Genomic DNA, 17,715 nt, shown 5'->3' with positions numbered 1-17,715 from the left:
ACAATAGATAACAACCGTTCAAATCTATTGTCAACAGCTCGTAGGCGGTTGTTTACTTTCCGCTAGATATTGCTCTGGTGCTAACTGTGCAGGACGCCGATCAGCCTGCGGAGACGCTGATTGTTGGGCAGGTCCTCGATCAGCACGGGCATTCCGTCGGGGCCGCCGAGCGGGATCCGCCAGTTCGGGTACTCATCCGTGGTGCCGGGCTGGTTCTGGGTACGCCGTTCGCCGACCGCGTCGGTCAGGGCGACACCGACCAGCTTGGCCGGGGTGTGCGCGACGTACCGGTGCAGCGCCTCGACGATGCGCTCGACATCGCCGTCCGCGTTGCCCAGCAGGTGCCGCTCGCGCAACGCGTTGAGCCAGGAGTCGCGCTCGGCCTCGTCGACCGCGAGCTCTTCGGCGTACGGGCGGGTCAGCAGGCCGAGCCGGTCTCGCAGCTCGACGTGGTCGCCGGCGAGGTACCCGGCCGTCGGCGGCAGGTCGTGGGTCGTCACCGTGGCCAGGCAGAGTTCACGCCAGCGCTCGGGCGGCAGCGGGTTGCCCTTCGCATCGCGCTCGAACCACAACACCGAAGTACCGAGGACGCCGCGTTCGGTGAGGTAGTCGCGAACCCACGGCTCGACCGTGCCGAGGTCCTCCCCCACGACGACCACGTCTGCGCGTGATGCCTCGAGGACGAGGATGCCGATCAGCGCCTCGTGGTCGTAGCGCACGTAGGTGCCCTCGGTCGGGCGCTCGGGCGAGGTGACCCACCAGAGCCGGAACAGCCCGAGGATGTGGTCGATCCGCAGTCCGCCGCCGTGCCGGATCACCGCGCGGACGAGATCCCGCCACGGCGCATAGCCGGTCGCCGCGAGGGCGTCCGGGCGCCACGGAGGTTGCGACCAGTCCTGGCCCTGCTGGTTGAACGCGTCCGGCGGCGCGCCGACGTGGATGCCCGCGGCGAGCACGCGCTTGAGCGCCCACGCGTCGGCGCCATCAGGGTGTACTCCGACGGCGAGGTCGTGCAGGACCCCGAGCGACATGCCGGCCGACTTGGCTCGCGCCTGGGTCCGGGCGAGCTGCTCGTCGAGCTGCCATTGGAGCCAGCAGTGGAACTCGACGGCGTCCGGATTATCGTTGCGGAAGGCAATGACTGCGGGGGCGTTCGGGTCCTGCAGTTCCTCGGGCCACTTGCTCCACTCGGGTCCGCGCACATCCGCGATCGCGGCCCAGGTGGCGAAGTCGATCAGACCCTGGCCTTCGCGATCGCAGTACGCGCCGTACTCCGCGATGCGGCCGATCGACGGTCGTACGCCGAAGAGGAGCTGCAGGGCCTCGCGCTTGGCGGCCCAGACGGTGTCGCGGTCCAGCGCATCCGCGTCCTCGCTCAGCGCCCGGGCCTGGAGGCCCAGTGTGCGGACACGGTCGCGCTCGGCGGGCGCCAGGTCGCCGTACTCGTCGATGTCCTCGATACGGAGGTAGAGCGGGTTGGCGAACCGGCGGGAGGCCGGTAGGTACGGCGACGGCTCCATCCGGCCGGCGGTCTCGGCGGCGTGCAGCGGGTTGACCAGTACGAAGCCAGCGCCCAGGTCATTGGCGGACCACGCGGCCAGGTCGGCCAGGTCGTGCAGGTCGCCGATACCCCATGACCTGCGGGAGCGTACGGAGTACAGCTGAAGTACCCAGCCCCAGGTCCGCTCCAGCTTCTGCGGCTCGAGTCGCTGCGGGGTGACGATCAGTGAGCCGACCGAGATCTCCGGGTTGGTGCCGATGCGCGCGCACAGCCGGTGGTAGCCGAGCGGCAGGTCCCCCGGCAGCTGGTACGTCGCTTCGCCGATCTGAACGCCATCGACCCACTCGGGCTCTACCCAGTGCTCCTGCTGCGGGATGTCGCGGCGCTGGCCGCCGTCCTCCAGGTCGACCCACACCTCGGCAGTGGAGCCGTGCGGCAGGTGTACTGCGAACCACGGCGTCCAGCCCTCCCGCATCACCAGCGTGGGGGGCAGTACGCGGCGCCAGCGGGCAAGCTGGTGCTCTGCCAGCGCATCGGCGGCTCGCTCGGGGGTGGACGCGTCGACACCGAGCGCGGCCAGCACTGTGGAGACCACCTCGGACGACACCTGCACGTGTTCGCCCTGCCAGTTCCAGTACTCGGTCGCCACTCCGTGCGCGACGGCAAGCTCGACAAGGGCTGGCGTGGGAGCAGTCACGCGTGCGAGTCTGCCGCATACCGGGCCGTGGGGCCCAACGGCGCGCGCCAGAAGGGTCTGGTACGTCACCGCCCGGAGGCGTACCAGTACTGGCGGTTCTCCTTGCGTCACGACCTCGCATCGAGCACTGCCGTAGAACGGGTCAATGCCTTTAGTCTTCGGCTAAGCACGGCGCAGGGGGGACTTGCGGCGGAGTAAGAGGGGGCATTGATGGACGACTTGCTGCCGCGCACCCGGATCAGCCGCCGTACGACGCTGGGCCTGTTGGGCGCCGCCGCTGTCGGCTCGCTGGCCACGGGCTGTCGCAGTAAGACCGTCGCCGGCAGCATCGGCGTCACTGGCGACTACACCCTCAGCGACTGGGTCGCCGACCGCGGCGACCACTATCTGGTCGCCCACCGGGGCGTCGGTGACGTGTTCCCCGAGCACAGCATGGTGTCGTACGACGCCGCGGTCGACTGGGGTGCTCAGGCGATGGAGATCAGTGTCGGCATCACCGCCGACAGCGTCCTGGTCTGCATGCACGACACGACCCTCGACCGCACCACCAACCTGAGCGGCAACCTGCGGGCGGTGAAGTACTCCCAACTCGAGAAGGGCTGGCTGCAGATCCCGCGGCTGGGCGCGCACTGGGCCGAGGACAAGCAGAAGGTGCCGTTGTTCGAGGACGTGCTGCGCAAGTACGGCGGCCGGGTGATCCTCGCGCTCGAGGCGAAGGACGAACGCGCGTACGGGCCGATGATGGCGATGGTGGCGAAGTACCGGCTGGAAACGTCGGTGATGGTCAAGACCTACTTCAAGAGCAGCCTGATATCCGACGTGAAGTCGCTCGGGCTCGGCGTCTTCGCGTACTTCACCACGCCCGACGAGATGACGCCGGAGGCACTGCAGGCGGTCGCCGGGCAACTGTCGCCGCGGACGGACGCGATCGTCGTACCGAACTCCGGTCCCGGCGGGTACCTCGATGCGTCGCTCGCCGAGGTGGCCGTGGCGACCGGCATCCCGATCTGGCCGTACCCGTTGCATCGTCGTGCCGACGTCACGCACTACAACGCGCTGGGCATGCAGGGCGCGGTCACGTCGAACATCGGCTACATCCTCGGCAAGAACGAGCAGGCCGTCACCGACCAGTGGGCCACTGGCTCGCTGGCACAGGGCGAACTCACCCGGGACCTGTACGACGACCGGTTCGCCGTCGGCTTCGGACGCGGCGGAATCCTCGGTCTCGGCGCGAAAGGCACCCAGCACTTCCTCACCCTGGGCAACCTCGGCCCGATCACGTCACCGGTCTACTCGGTCGAGTTCGAGGCGTCGTTCGCCACCCTGCCCGACGATCCGCTCGCGAACCTGACTCTCGCCTTCGGGCATATCGACGACGCGTACTACGAACACCGGATCGGCACCACCAACGGCTACCACGCGATCCTGCAGGCCAACGGCGAACTGGGCCTGTGGGCTCACCGCACCGGTCGACCGGCCGGCGTCAGGCTGGCGGTCAAGAAGACCACCGCGATCTTCGCCGGCGTGTGGATGCGCTTCCGCCTCGACGTCACTCCGACGACGCTCACCTGGAGCCGGCTCGACCAGCCCGCCAAGGTGACGGTCACCGACACGGCCTACCGAGGCGGCTACCTCCACATCGGCCGAGCCTCCACGGACGGCAGCCTCGCCCTCCGTGGTCTGAAGGTCACCCGTACTCCCTAGGTCACTCCACCAGTCTTCGCTGGCGGCGGGTTAGGAGCAGGACGGCCAGCAGGAGCGCAGTACTGGCTACTACTAGGCCGATGGCCACGCCTGCCACGTTGTTGGTCAGCTGGTAGAGGGAGATCGGCCAGATGACCAGCAGGATCGAACAGCCGACTACGGCGTACGCCGACGCGTGGCGGCGTCCGTAGGCGACCAGGAGAGCTGCTGGGCCGGCAGTACCGACGGCGAGGGCCATCACCTCGCCACGCTCCTGGACGAGCCAGCAGATGGAGGAACTGAACATCGCGGCGCCGGCGAGTGACCATGCGGTCACCTGGTCTCGGACTAGACCGATCATCGCCATCACGAACGCGACCAGGATGAACCCGGTACCGGCGATCCCGGCGGAGTTGGTGGACGTCGAGGTGTCCGGAGTGAGGACGTCCGCGGTGATCACCAACACACCGACGGCCAGGATCCCAAACGTTGCCACCAGCAACGAAGACCCCGCCAGCCACCAGACCCCGACCACCGCCAGCGCAAGCGCAACGGCGACTCCGGCGACCCGGCCGGTCGCCCCCTCGATCGCGACATAAGTGGCGAACCCGGCGACACAACACCCCAGCGACGCCAACGCCGAACTCAACTGCTCCCGCCGCCGCAACAACGCCAGCACCATCGCAGTCCCCAGCAGAATCACCGCCGCGCTGGTCCCGGTACTGATCCGCGCCGCCCGCCCCATCTCGCCCCAGTTGGCCAACGTCAACAACGCCACAGCCCCGAGCAGCAACGCACCCCCGATATACCCGAGCACCTCCGTCAACGCAGACGAGTGCGCGGCGGCAGGCGGCGTACGGACTGTTCTGGGCTGTTCAGCGGTACTGCGCGATGGAGGAGTCGGGGCGCCCGTGTCTGCGTCGGCGGCTGTGCGGAGGGCTTGGGCCTGGTGGGGGCGCAGCACGCCCGCGGACACCAGCCTGGTCAGCTCGTCATCCAGCCGGCTCGGCATATCCGTTCGTTCCTCCTCGCAAATCTCCGGTCGGGGAAATGCAGAGATCCTGGCGACGATCACTACAGTAGGGCGGCGAGATGCCTATTCTGCTCAGTTACCCCGTGTCCCTGCTCAGTCACCCCCTGTTTTCCGTCCCTGACACCTTCCCGACGTTCTTCCGGCGAGGCAACGACGGCAAGCTGGAGGTGACCGATCAGATCATCACCGTCCCGGCCCGGATCGTCGGCCTGATCCTCGCGTTCTTCATCATCCGCTGGCTGCTGCACAAGGCGATCCGCCGCTTCGCCCGGCGTACCGGCAACGGCGCCGTGGCCGGCGTACTGGCCAGATCCAAGCGCGGCCAGGAGTTCGTCGAACAGACCCTGATGAGCGAACGCCGAACCCAGCGCGCCGAGACCATCGCGTCGCTCCTGTGCAGCTCGGTGACGATCATCCTGACCGCCGTCCTGGTCGTCATGGTGCTCGCCGAACTCGGCTTCAACATCCTCCCGGTGGTCGCCTCCGCCAGCATCATCGGCGTCGCCCTGGGCTTCGGCGCCCAAACGCTGGTCAAGGACTTCCTGGCCGGCATCTTCATGATCTTCGAGGACCAGTACGGCGTAGGCGACCTCGTCGACATGGAAAAGGCCACCGGCGTCGTCGAGGCAGTAGGCCTCCGAGTCACCCGCCTCCGCGGCGAAGACGGCACCACCTGGTACGTCCGCAACGGCGAAGTCCTCCGCGTAGGCAACCTCACCACCCGCGACCCCGACGCCCCCACCACCTCCACCACCGGCGTAGGCAGCGCCGCCGAAGCCGCCGACAACAACGTCGCGCCCCTCGAAGCCCCCACCGAAGAACCCCCCACCCGCCCCCTCCCCGCCCACCACCCAAGCGGCGGCCACGAACCCACCGCATAGCCCCCACCCGAACCACGTGGGTTCGACCCTGAGACCTCGGCGACTCGGTCGGCGCTGGCTGCTGGCGCGTGGAGCACCGGTCTAGATAGCGCCGGCGGCTGGGAGGAAGACCCACCACCGAGTGGCCTCGAGTCGCCAGCAACGAGTCCCCCATCGCCACGGGACCGGCCTAAGCACTGCCCGGGTGGAAAACGCGTGCCTGAGAAATTCACTGGCACAGATCTTGACCGGGTTGGTACTCGGGGTCATGATCGGACGAGCCAATGATTAGGAAACCTTCCTAACCAAAACCTGTTCGCCCCCAGGTTGGAGCTTGTCATGCGCAGTTCGTCCCGGCTGTGGCGCCCGCTTGTCGCGCTGCTTGCCGCCACTCTTTCAGCAGCCGCACTCCTCAGCGGCACCCCGGCCACAAAAGCCAACGCCGAACTCCAGCATCCCAGACAGGAGTTTCTCCGCCAGGCGACCGGTGGGCTCTTCCTCCACTGGGGCATGCGCACCTCCCCCGGCTACACCAGCTGCAGCGCCTGGGAGAACGCCGTCACCGCCGGCAACTGGGACCCGGCCTACTGGGTCCGCGAAGCCCAAAAACTCCACACCCAGTACCTCGTACTAGCCACCTTCCACAGCCGCCTCGGCTACGCCCGCCCCTGGCCGTCCGCCATCCCCGGCAGCTGCCACTCCAAGCGCGACATCCTCAAGGAGACCATCGACGCGGCAACCGCGAAGGGCCTGAAGGTCATCCTCTACATGACCGACGACCCGCAATGGCATGCGGAAGGCCTTCCAGCAGGGAAGAGCTGGCTCGACTCCGCCGCCTACTCGCAGTACAAGGGCAAGTCTGTCGACCTGTCGACGCGTGACGGGTTCGGGGAGTTCAGTTACGACAACTTCGTCGAGGTAATGCAGCGGTACCCGAGCCTCGGTGGCTTCTGGATCGACAACGACAACGCCTACTGGGAGACCCACGGGCTGTACGAGAAGATCCGCCAAGACCGCCCCAGTTTCACCCTCAGCAACAACAACGAGGACACGCCGATCATGGACATGATCAGCAACGAGCAGAAGACCGGCATGACCCCCGCGTACGACTACCCGCAAGCGATCTACACGGCCGCACCGCGCCTGATCGAGGCGGACTTCAAGCTCCCGAGCACGGGTTCCTGGTGGTACGGCGGTGGCGACCCCGCCGTCGACACCAAACTCAGCCTCGGCCGGCTGATCAGCAACACGGGCTCCTCGGTGAAGTCCCTGATGGCCGAGACCGCGATGATCAACGGCCGCTTCCCGGCCCAGCAGGAGCAATTCAACAACCTTGTTGACAAATATCTGGACCCGATCTGGCCGTCCATCACCGGTACTTCGGGAGGCGGCTACGACCATGGCGGCCTCCAACCCGGCGTCTGGAACGACGGCGCCCAAGGCGTCACCACCGTGAGCAGCACCGACCCGGACCTCCACTACGTCCACGTCCTCACCAAGCCAGCGGGCAACACACTCAAGATCCGCGACAACGGCTACCCCGTCACCAAGGTCACCAACCTCCGCACCGGCGCCACCATCGCCCACACCCAAGCCGCCGGCACACTCACCATGACCGGCCTCACCACCTGGGACCCGTACGACACGGTCCTCCGCGTCGAGACCGACGGCCGCGAGGGGATCATCCCGCCCGCGTCGTACACGACGACCGCCTCGGCCGGCAGCAACCCCGGCAACGCCACGGACGGCAGCTATCTGACGTACTGGGACAGCAACAAGACGACCCCCGTGTCCCTGCGCTTCGATCTCGGCCAGGCCAAGCGGATCCAGTACCTCGGGATCAACCAGCGTGAGGACTCGGTCAGCTACGCCCGCTCGTCGACCGAGCAGTCCGCCCGCATCCGCGACTACAAGGTCTACGTCAGCAGCGACGGCACCAACTGGGGCAGCCCGATCAAGACCGGCACCCTGCCGAGCCGCCGCGGCGTCAACTTCATAGACCTTCCCGCACAGACCGCCCGGCACGTCAGGCTCGAGGTGATCAACACCTACGCCGCCTCCACCGACACCACCCGCTACAAGCGCCTCCGCATCGACGAAGCCTGGGTCGGTACTGCGTACGCCGGCGCGGGCACTCCCTCGACCCGGTACGAGGCCGAGAGCGCCACCTGCCAAGGCACTGTCGACAGTGACCACACCGGGTACTCCGGTACCGGCTTCTGCAACACCGACAACGCCATCGGCGCCGGCGTCCAGTGGACAGTCACCGCAACCGCTGCCGGCCCGGCGAACCTCGCCATCGGCTACGCCAACGGAACTGCAACCGCCCGGCCGATGACCATCACCGTCAACGGCACCGTGGCAGGTACCCAGCAATTCGCCCCCACTGGCGCCTGGACCACCTGGCAGACCGCTCCAGTCGCCGCCACCCTCCAAGCAGGCGCCAACACCATCACCCTCGCGGCTACCACCGCCACCGGCGGCCCCAACCTCGACTACCTCGACCGCTAGAGCCGCAGCCAGCCTCGATCTCTACCGACAACCCCAGCCCGCCGGCCGTCTCGGCCGTCGGCGCCCCAGCCGGCATGCCGTCGGCCAGCTCGACCCGTCACACACCAACTCCGCCCGCCCCAGGAGGCAGTTGTGCGAACTCGATGGATCCTCGCGATCCTTGCAGTGCTGACCCTCTTCATCCTGCCGACCTCACCAGCCCAGGCCGCTACCTTCGACGTCCGTGACTACGGCGCCAAAGGCGACGGCACCACCAACGACACCGCGGCGATCAACAAGGCGATCAACGCCGCTAGCGCGGTCGGCGGTGGCACGGTCCGCTTCACCGCCGGCAACTATCGCTCGGCGAACACGATCCACCTGAAGAGCAACCTCACCATCCAGCTCGACGCCGGCTCAACGATCCTCGGCGCAGGCAACGACTCTTACGACGCAGCCGAGCCGAACCCGAACGACGAGTACCAGGACTACGGCCACAGCCACTTCCACAACGCGATGCTGTACGGCGACCGCCTGACCAACGTCATCTTCACCGGTACCGGCACGATCGACGGCGACGACCACCTGATCACCGGCAACCCCAAGGCCGGGCAGGCCGACAAGATCATCTCGCTGACCCGCTGCAACGGCCTGAAGCTCGACGGCATCAAGCTCCGCCAAGGCGGCCATTTCGCGATTCTCACCAACGGCTGCGACAACATCACCTCGAACAACCTGCGGGTCGAGACGGCCGGCGACCGCGACGGCTGGAACGTGATCAATGCCAAGAACGTCACGGTCACCAACGCGAACATCGCCGCCAACGACGACGCCCTGGTCTTCAAGAGCGACTGGGCCCTCGGCCAAACCATCGACAACGGCCATGTCCGGGTGAGCGACTCCAAGCTGTCGGCCGGCTGCTGCAACGCGCTGATGTTCGGCTCGGAGACCTGCGGCGACTTCACCGACTACGTCTTCGAGCGGATCACCATCACGGGCGCCGGCAAGTCCGGCCTCGGCCTGGTGTCGATGGACGGCAGCAAGATCTCCGACGTGCACTACCGCGACATCACGATGTCCGGTACCCGCGGTCACATCATGCAGAAGATCGGCACCCGCCGCCGCTGCGGCGACAGCCCGGGCATCGGCGGCATCAGCAACATCACCTACCAAAACGTCACCGGTACCTACAACGGCTCAGCCGGTACCGCGTACAGCCCGACGCTGTGGGGCGAATCGGCGGCCAACCGGATCCGCGACATCAGCTTCGACAACGTGAAGCTGACCGTGCCCGGCGGCAACGGCACGATGAGCACCGGCGTACCCAGCAACGACCCGACCAACTACAACCCGAACAGCATCGGCACCCGGCCGGCGTACGGGTGGTACCTGCGCCGGGTGGACGGCGTGAAGTTCACCAACAGCTCGGTCGACTTCACGTCCAACGACGGCCGCCCGGCGGTGATCGCGAACGAGAGCAACAACGTCCAGCTCGACAACTTCACCGCCGAGCGCGGCAGCAACAGCCCCCACGACGTCGGGTTCCAGACCGTCACCGGGTACTGCGCGACGGGCCAGAACACAACCGGTGGAGCACTGCGAGTCAACGCAACAGGCTCTAGCGGCAACTGCACACCACCTAGCGGTACCCGGTTGGAGGCAGAGAGCGCGGTCTGCCAAGGCACTGTCGACAGCGATCACGCAGGCTTCTCCGGTACCGGGTTCTGCAACACCACCAACGCAGTAGGCGCCAGTGTCGAGTGGACGGTCAATGCGCCCGCCGCAGGCACATACACGCTAGGCATCCGCCATGCCAACGGCACCACGGTCAACCGGCCGATGAGCGTCTCCGTCAACGGCACAGTCGTCGCACCGAGCCAAGCCTTCCCAGGTACCGGCGCCTGGACCACCTGGCAGACAGTGCCGGCCACTGCCACGCTGCAGGCCGGTGCGAACGTAGTGCGGCTAAGCGCGACTACTGCACTCGGTGGACCGAACGTCGACTACCCGGAGGCGGCAAGGCCAGTACTGGCGGCCGCACTCGACAATGGCCTGGCGCGGACGCCACCGATGGGGTTCAACAACTGGAACTCGACCAAGTGCCGGGCGGAGTTCAACGAGGCGATGATCAAGGGCATCGCGGACCTGTTCGTCAGCAAGGGCCTGAAGGCGGCCGGGTACCAGTACGTCAACATCGACGACTGCTGGGCACTCCCCCAGCGCAACACCCAGGGCAACCTCGTACCCGACCCAGCGCGCTTCCCCAACGGCATCAAGTCGCTGGCCGACTATGTGCACGGCAAGGGGCTCAAGTTCGGCCTCTACACGAGCGCTGGCACCAAGACCTGCGACAAGGCCGGGTTCCCGGGTGGACTCGGGCACGAGAAGCAGGACGCCAACCTGTTCGCCTCCTGGGGTGTCGACTACCTCAAGTACGACAACTGCAACAACCAGAACGTCGACGCCCAGCAGCGGTACAAGGCCATGCGGGACGCCTTGCGCGACACCGGCCGCCCGATCACGTACTCGATCTGCGAGTGGGGCCGGACCGGTCCGCCGCGCATCTGGGAGTGGGGCGGCGACGTCGGCAACCTCTGGCGCACCACGGGCGACATCAGCGACAACTGGGCCAGCATGATCGGCAAGGCCCAGGCCAACCGGGTACTGGCGCAGTACGCCGGCCCTGGGCACTGGAACGACCCGGACATGCTCGAGGTCGGCAACGGTGGGATGACCGCTACGGAGTACAAGACACACCTCAGTCTCTGGGCGATGATGTCCGCCCCGCTCCTGATCGGCACTGACCTCCACAAGGCCTCGGACGAGACCTACAGCCTCCTCACCAACCAGGACGTCATCGCTGTCGACCAGGACCGGCTCGGCCGCCAGGCGACGGTAGTCAGCTCCACCGGCGGCCTGGTCGTCTACGGCAAGACCCTGGCCAACGGTGATCGCGCAGTAGCCCTCTCCAACGAGACCACCTCGGCAGCAACCATCAGTACTACGGCCGCTGCGCTAGGGCTCGGGGGCTCCGCGTCCTACGAGCTGAAGGACCTGTGGAGCAAGGCATCCCGTAGTACCAGCGGCAGTATCAGCTCCTCGGTACCAGCGCACGGCACTGTCATCTACCGCGTCGCCCGAGCCGGTACCACGACGCGCTACGAAGCCGAACTGGCTACCTCGACCCCCAGAAGCACAGTGGACAAGGACCACTCCGGGTACTCCGGTACCGGCTTCGTCAACACGCCCAATGCCGTCGGCAGCTACGTCGAGTGGACGGTTGCGCAGGCGCAGGCCGGAGCCGCCACTCTCGTGTTCGACCACGCCAACGGCACCACCACCGACCGGCCGATGGACATCTCCGTCAACGGCGTCGTGGTCAAGAAGAACGTCAGCTTCCCGAACACCGGCGCCTGGACGCTGTGGCGCGACAACGTCACGACGGTGAACCTCGCCGCTGGGCAGAACGTCATCCGCGCCACTGCCACCAGTACCGGCGGCACGCCCAACCTCGACTACCTGGAGGTCGCACGATGAAGGCACGCTGGCTAGCAGTGCTCGCTGCGCTGCTACTGATACCTACTCCTGCGTCTGCTGCTCCAGCGGCGACCGACTACCAAGCAGAGAGCGGCACGATCTCCAAGGGCGTCGTGGAGTCCAACCACGCCGGCTACACGGGGACCGGGTTCGTCAACTACGACAATGTGACCGGCAGCTATGTGCAGTTCGCCGTCTCCGCGGCGTCGGCGGGGCCCGCGAGCCTCACCTTCCGGTTCGCCAACGGTACGACCACCGACCGGCCGATGACGATCACGGTGAACGGCACGGCCATCGCGACCGGCCGCTCGTTCCCCGGGACAGGTGCCTGGACGACCTGGCAGGACGCCGTCGTCAACACCACCTTGGTTGCCGGGAGCAACACGATCCGCGCGACCGCCACCACGGCCAACGGCGGCCCGAACCTCGACCGACTGCAGGTCGGCGCTCCGTCGGACACCGAGCATCCGACCGCACCCGGGCAGCCGGTCTGCAGCGACATCACCTTCAACGCGCTGACGCTGAGCTTCCCGGCGTCAACGGACAACGTCGGGGTCGTTGCCTATGACATCTACAACCAGGGGCAGAAGATCGCGGAGGCGCCGAATCCGCCGGGGTCGCCGTATCGGTTGACGGGGTTGCGGCCCAATGCGCAGTACGAGCTGTCGGTGTTCGGGCGGGATGCGGCCGGCAACGTGTCGGCGACCAGCCCGGAGGCGATCTGCACCACGACGGCTGATCCGGGTGACCCCACCGCGCCATCAGCTCCGGGGCAGCCCACGGTGACGGCGGTCAATCAGACCGGGGCGACCGTGTCCTGGCCCGCGTCTACGGATAATCGGGGCGTTACGCAGTACGACGTGCGAAGCGCCAACAACGCAGTACTGGACTCTGTGACCGGTACGCCGCCCGCTACGTCGAAGACGCTGAGCACGCTGGCCTGCAATACGGCGTACACGATCCATGTCGTGGCGAAGGATGCCGCGGGCAACACTTCGGCGAAGAGCCCGACGGTGAGCTTCACCACTGGCGCTTGCGAAGGCGGCAACAACCCGGCGACGCCGACGCAGGTCTCGAGTGGCTGGTCGATCCCGTGGGACATCGCCTGGGCACCGGACGGCAGCTTCGCGCTGGTGACCGAACGGGACTCGTTCAAGGTCTTCAAAATCAGCAAGAACGGCTCAGGCAAGACGCAGGTCGGGACCGTACCGAACGCTGTCACCACGGACGGCGAAGGCGGCCTGATGGGCGTCGCGTTCTCGCCGACCTGGAACGGCGGCTCGGACCAGCAGGTGTTCTTCATGCACACCGCGTCGGAGGGCAACCGGGTCGCGAAGATGAACTTCAACGGGACGGCGCTGTCCGGGTACGGCACCATCCTGAGCGGGATGCGGAAGAGCCGGTACCACAACGGCGGCCGGATCCGGTTCGGCCCGGACGGCTTCCTGTACGTCGCGATCGGCGACTCGCAGCAGGGCAACCTGGCACAGGACAAGAACGCCCTCAACGGCAAGATCCTGCGCATCACCAAGACCGGCGCGGCCGCTCCGGGCAACCCGTTCGGTACTGCGGTCTACAGCTACGGCCACCGCAATCCGCAGGGACTGGCGTGGGACTCGGCCGGGCGGCTCTGGTCCTCCGAACTCGGCGACTCGACGTCGGACGAGCTGAACCTGATCCAGCCTGGCAAGAACTACGGCTGGCCGACCTGCGAAGGCAGTTGCAGCACGGCCGGGATGACGAATCCGAAGAAGACCTGGTCGGTGGCATCGGCCTCACCGAGCGGGCTCGCCTATGCCAACGGCGCGCTGTTCATGGCGGCGCTGCGGGGTCAGCGGATGTGGCGGATCGCCTTGAATGGCGAGAATGTCGGGACGGTTACGTCGCACTGGAACGGGACGTACGGGCGGCTGCGGGCAGTCGCGAAGGTACCGGGTGAGAACGCGATCTGGTTCACCACCACGAACGCCGACAACAACGGCGGCCAGCCGGATGGGTCCGACAAGATCCTCCGCTCCAACCTCACCACCGGTCTCACTGCGGGGGCCGCGGCTGTCCGGAGTACCGACTGGTCGGTGGCGATGGTGGACTCGACGATGGCGCGGTACACGCCCAGTTCGCTCGGCGGGTGGTCGTACACGAACGGGCTTTATCTTTACGGGCAGTACCTGGTCTATCAACGGACGCACAACCCGAAGTACCTGGCCTACATCAAGGCGTGGGTCGACCGGTTCGTCGACGGCAACGGGAACATCGACAACAGCTTCGGCAATCTGGACAGCATGTTGTCCGGGCGGCTGCTGGTGATCCTGCATCACGAGACCGGGCAGGCGCGGTACCAGATCGCGGCGACGAAGATCCGCAACCGGCTCAAGACGTACCCGCGCACGGCCGACGGCGGCTTCTGGCACGCGACCAGCCGGGAGCACCAGCTGTGGGGTGACGGGGTCTTCATGGTGAACCCGTTCCTGGCGGAGTACGGGCGGGAGTTCGGCGACTCGGCTTATGCCAACAAGGAGACGGTCGACCAGCTGCTGACCTACGCGAGTCACTTGCAGCGGTCCACGGGGCTGCTGCGGCATGCGTACGACGAATCGCACACGCAGACCTGGGCCGACCCGACCACCGGCCAGTCGCCAGAGGTGTGGTGCCGGGCCGAGGGCTGGTACGGCATGGCCGCGATCGACGTACTAGAGGTGATCCCTGCCAACCAACCTCGCCGCGCCGAGCTCCTGCAGGTGCTGGGGAAGCTCATCGCCGCGTACAAGCACTACCAAGACCCCGCCACCGGCCGCTGGTTCCAGATAGTCGACAAAGGCACCCGCTCCGACAACTGGACCGAAACCTCCTGCTCCAGCATGTACACCTTCGTCATCTCCCGAGCCGTCCAACGCGGCTACGTAGACGCCTCCTACACCTCCGTCGCCCAACGCGGGTATCAGGGAGTCCTAGCCAAACTCTCTCTAGACAGTGAGGGCCGTACCAACCTCAAAGACATCTCCATCGGCACCAACGTAGGCAACTACGCGTACTACGCCACCCGCGACCGCGCCACCAACGACCGCCACGGCCTAGGCGCCTTCCTCATCATGAACGAACAACTCCACTAGCCGGAAGGCGCCGAGACCCCGGGGGCGGGATCCCGGCGCCTTCCTACTGTCCCCCCCCCCGACTCACCCGACGCACCGGCGAACTGCCCCCACCCGAACCACAAGCGGTGTGCCGCATTGCGCGACGAAACCGCATAGCACTGGCGGGCTGACGCCACCGCCGCCCCGCACTCGTCCCGGGCCAGCGCATAAGCCCCACCCCGACCCACTCGACGCGCCGGCGAATTGCCCCCACCCGAGCCACAAACGGTGTGCCGCATTGCCCGCCGAAACCGCATGGCGCTGGCGGGCTGACACCAAGCGCCGCCCCGCACTCGCACCGGGCCAGCGCATAAGCCCCACCCCGACCCACTCGACGCGCCGGCGAATTGCCCCCACCCGAACCACAAGGGGATTCACCACCAGCGCAACCGAACCCACATGGCGCTGGCTGGCTAGCGCCATCGCGGCCTGTGCTCACACCCGGGTCGGCGCATAAGCTTCACCCCGACTCGCTCGGCGCGTTAGCGGATTGCCCCCGCCCGAGCCACATGAGCATCCATCGCCAGCTCTACCGAGCCCGCGTGGCGCTGGCGGACTGGCACCACAGCCACGCCGCACTCATGCCGCACTCACGCCGGGACAGCGTGTTCCCCCCGTGCCCACATTGCCGGTTAGCGTCTCAAGCTCACCCGAACCCGCCGATGCAGCGCACTCGAGCAGCCGGCTCGTACTGCGTGGCCCGGCGGACTGGTCGCCGAGCGACCAAAGCCCGGCACTGGCCCCGAACGCGGACGATGTCGAGTCGAGGAATGAGCGGCGATCTGCTTGGCGATCGAGTTCACCACATCGAGGTCGGGCGGTGACCGGTCCATTCAATCTACAGGTGTTCGGGTGGTTTGAAGTGGTGAGGAATTCACCTTGTGGATAAGGGGATTCCGGCCAGAAACTGTCGGCGGCGCGGTCTAGCCTTTGAGGTATGGACGATCGTGACGTGGAGACGATGAGCGACAGCGAAGCGCTGTCCGATCTCGATGTCACGCGCGCGAAAATAGCTGTTTTGGAGTCGCGCGAGATCAAGATCCTGGACCGGTTGGAACAGAACAGGTACGCCAAGACCCTCGGCGCTCACGACCTTCCCCGGCTCCTCGCCCACCGCTACCGCCTCGACCTGGCCGACGCCACCCGGCGCGTGAAGCTGGCCGTCGACCTGCGCAAGTACCCGGCCGTGGCCGCCGCGCTGCCCACCCCGGGCAACGTGATCCCCGAGGACGGCGTAGTGCTGAACCTGGCCCAGGCACGCGCCATCATGTCCGCCCTGGAACAGATCCCGAAGTCCGCGAACGTCCCAGTCGAAGAACTCGACGCAGCCGCGACACAGATGGTCCAGGCCGCCCGCCACATGAAGCCGAACGAACTGCAGTCGATGGGTGTACAGGTCCGCAACATCCTCGACACCGACGGCCCCGAACCCCGCGAAAACGCCGCCCGCCAGCGCGAAGAAGTGTGGGTGACCAAGGCCGAGGACGGGGTGAAGTTCGGTGGCTACCTCGCGGGCGAGAACGCCGAGAAACTGCAGACAGTCCTGCAGACCGGCGCCAAACCCCACAAAACCTCCGAGGGTGAGCCGGATCCCCGGTCGCGCGGCAAACGCCAGGCCGACGCGCTGATCGATGCCCTCGACATCTCCCTGGCCTCCGGTGACCTCCCGACCCGCGGCGGTGTCAAGCCGCACATCACCGTCACCATCAACCTCGACGACCTCCTCGAAGCCGGTCGGCAGGCGACCGGTGACCTGACCTACGGCGACGGCCTGTCCGCCTCCGCGATCCGCCGCCTCGCCTGCGACGCCGGGATCATCCCGGTCGTGCTCGGCTCAGACAGTCAGCCGTTGGATGTCGGCCGGGAGAAGCGGTACGTCACCGACGGCCTGCGCAACGCCCTGAACCAGCGCGACCGAGGCTGCGTCGTCTGCCACGCTCCACCGATCTACTGCGACGCCCACCACCTGATCAGCTGGGCCGACGGCGGTGTCACCAGCCTCGCCAACCTCGTCTTGCTGTGCCGGGTCGACCACACATCCCTGCACGACGGCCACTGGACCATCACCATCATCAACAACCAGGTCCAAGTCACCCGCCCCACCTGGGCCGACCCACCCCGACCAAACACCGGACGAAAACTCAACCAGCCCAGCAGTACTCCCGCCACCGCACTCGCGACGACGGCAACTGACCCCTGCTCGCCACCCGCGACGACGGCCGATACCTTCTGGCCTCCGGCGAGCGGCACGGAAACAGCACCGGCGACCTCTGACGCTGCCCTTTGGGGTCAGTCCATCTCTGGCGAGATAGCAGGCGTGTGCACCGACACCGGCCCGGCAGGCAGACCCGGATGGCGGTGGTCCTATGTCGACGACATCGGTTGGATCAGCCCCGAGGAAGTAGCAGCAGTCGACCCCTGGGGAGACAACACCACGGCAGCGGAACCGCCAGCCGCCGCCGACATCCCCTCCGGCAGCCGGGGTACAGCTGACTTCGACCCCTGGGCCGACAGCGCCTGACACCAACACGCCTTCTGGCCGGGATGTCAGCATCGGCCTTAGAGCTGCCACCAGCACCGGCACCGTCGCTTACACGGGCACCGTCAGCACTGTCGCTTGCACGGTCACCGGCACTGTCGCTTAAACGGGCACTGTCGCTTGCAGGGCACGGGCACTGTCGCTTGCGCGACCTCTGCCGGCGCGACCTCTGCCGGCGCGACGTCTGCCGGCGCGAGCACTGTCGGCACTGGCACTGGCACTGGGACCGTCTGCACCGGCACCG

The 17,715-nt window shown here is 67.0% G+C and carries 8 protein-coding genes; 6 read left to right on the top strand and 2 right to left on the bottom strand.

The features are described 5' to 3' along the window. Positions 1–80: 80 nt before the first annotated feature. Positions 81–2,198 (bottom strand): 4-alpha-glucanotransferase, encoded by a 2,118-nt coding sequence (malQ, locus tag OHA70_RS23525; protein ID WP_328321114.1) that lies wholly within the window; start codon positions 2,196–2,198, stop codon positions 81–83. A gap of 210 nt (positions 2,199–2,408) precedes the next feature. Between malQ and OHA70_RS23520 the strand changes: the two genes are divergently transcribed. Continuing rightward, positions 2,409–3,902 carry a glycerophosphodiester phosphodiesterase gene (locus OHA70_RS23520; RefSeq protein ID WP_328321112.1) on the top strand — a complete coding sequence of 498 codons (1,494 nt, stop codon included), beginning with the start codon at positions 2,409–2,411 and terminating at the stop codon, positions 3,900–3,902. Position 3,903: 1 nt separating this feature from the next. On the opposite strand, the gene OHA70_RS23515 is transcribed toward OHA70_RS23520, so the two are convergent. After that, positions 3,904–4,893, bottom strand: coding sequence for a hypothetical protein (locus OHA70_RS23515; protein WP_328321110.1), 990 nt, complete (start codon positions 4,891–4,893; stop codon positions 3,904–3,906). 104 nt (positions 4,894–4,997) lie between these two features. Here OHA70_RS23515 and OHA70_RS23510 point away from each other — a divergent pair, with 104 nt between their 5' ends. The 5 genes from OHA70_RS23510 (at position 4,998) to OHA70_RS23490 (ending at position 17,453) form a co-directional block, all read left to right on the top strand. Beyond that, positions 4,998–5,795, top strand: a complete 798-nt coding sequence (locus tag OHA70_RS23510) for a mechanosensitive ion channel family protein (protein ID WP_328321108.1) — start codon at positions 4,998–5,000, stop codon at positions 5,793–5,795. A 318-nt stretch (positions 5,796–6,113) separates the two neighbouring features. Next, positions 6,114–8,285 carry a discoidin domain-containing protein gene (locus tag OHA70_RS23505; protein ID WP_328321106.1) on the top strand — a complete coding sequence of 724 codons (2,172 nt, stop codon included), beginning with the start codon at positions 6,114–6,116 and terminating at the stop codon, positions 8,283–8,285. 132 nt (positions 8,286–8,417) lie between these two features. Then, complete coding sequence (locus tag OHA70_RS23500; RefSeq protein ID WP_328321104.1) at positions 8,418–11,801, top strand: CBM35 domain-containing protein; 3,384 nt, start codon at positions 8,418–8,420, stop codon at positions 11,799–11,801. Beyond that, positions 11,798–14,911: a glycoside hydrolase family 88 protein gene (locus tag OHA70_RS23495; RefSeq protein ID WP_328321102.1), complete on the top strand. Its 3,114-nt coding sequence runs from the start codon at positions 11,798–11,800 to the stop codon at positions 14,909–14,911. The genes OHA70_RS23500 and OHA70_RS23495 overlap by 4 nt, the downstream gene beginning before the upstream one ends. A gap of 958 nt (positions 14,912–15,869) precedes the next feature. Continuing rightward, positions 15,870–17,453: an HNH endonuclease signature motif containing protein gene (locus OHA70_RS23490; RefSeq protein WP_328321100.1), complete on the top strand. Its 1,584-nt coding sequence runs from the start codon at positions 15,870–15,872 to the stop codon at positions 17,451–17,453. Positions 17,454–17,715 lie beyond the last annotated feature (262 nt).

It is taken from the genome of Kribbella sp. NBC_00382 (assembly GCF_036067295.1).
In the GTDB taxonomy this organism is placed as follows: Bacteria; Actinomycetota; Actinomycetes; order Propionibacteriales; family Kribbellaceae; genus Kribbella.
This window is presented reverse-complemented; position numbering and strand designations above follow the sequence as displayed.

Excerpts from the sequence above, each read along its gene's own strand:
- OHA70_RS23520 (WP_328321112.1), top strand. The coding sequence starts at position 2,409 with ATGGACGACTTGCTGCCGCGCACCCGGATCAGCCGCCGTACGACGCTG.
- OHA70_RS23515 (WP_328321110.1), bottom strand. The coding sequence starts at position 4,893 with ATGCCGAGCCGGCTGGATGACGAGCTGACCAGGCTGGTGTCCGCGGGC.
- OHA70_RS23505 (WP_328321106.1), top strand. The coding sequence starts at position 6,114 with ATGCGCAGTTCGTCCCGGCTGTGGCGCCCGCTTGTCGCGCTGCTTGCC.
- OHA70_RS23495 (WP_328321102.1), top strand. The coding sequence starts at position 11,798 with ATGAAGGCACGCTGGCTAGCAGTGCTCGCTGCGCTGCTACTGATACCT.
- OHA70_RS23490 (WP_328321100.1), top strand. The coding sequence starts at position 15,870 with ATGGACGATCGTGACGTGGAGACGATGAGCGACAGCGAAGCGCTGTCC.